Genomic DNA, 520 nt, shown 5'->3' on the forward strand with positions numbered 1-520 from the left:
CTCGGTCGTCGCCGTGCAACATTTGCGGGAACGGGGCGGCGCGCTCATCAATCTCGGAAGCGAACTATCGGACGTCGCCATTCCGTTGCAAGGCGCATATGTTGCATCGAAGCATGCGGTAAAGGGCTTCACTGATGCGTTACGCATCGAACTCGCCGACGAGCACGCACCGGTCTCCGTGACCCTTGTCAAGCCCGCAGGCATCGATACGCTCTTCGTCGAGCATGCGAAAAACTACCTGGATTACGAGCCGAAGCTGCCACAGCCGGTGTATGCGCCCGAAGTGGTCGCGAAGGCCATACTGCACGCCGCGGCTCATCCGCAGCGCGACATATATGCGGGTGGCGCGTCGCGCGGCATGGCCTGGTTCGGGCGATCGGCACCGCGCGTGTACGACGCCATGACGAGCCGGCTCGGTGTAAAGGCCCAGCTCACGAGCGAGCCCCGGCGCGACGGCGATAGCCTTTATGAGAGCGGGACCGGCCTGAGCGAGCGGTCCGGACGACACGGCCGGGTCCGC

General features: G+C 64.6%; 1 protein-coding gene. It reads left to right on the forward strand.

The window, feature by feature from the left end:
- A partial coding sequence (locus tag QCE88_RS41970) for an SDR family NAD(P)-dependent oxidoreductase (RefSeq protein ID WP_309911938.1) occupies positions 1-520 on the forward strand: 520 nt, incomplete at both ends.

Origin of the sequence: Caballeronia sp. LZ035, from assembly GCF_031451175.1 — a bacterium.
In the GTDB taxonomy this organism is placed as follows: domain Bacteria; phylum Pseudomonadota; class Gammaproteobacteria; order Burkholderiales; family Burkholderiaceae; genus Caballeronia.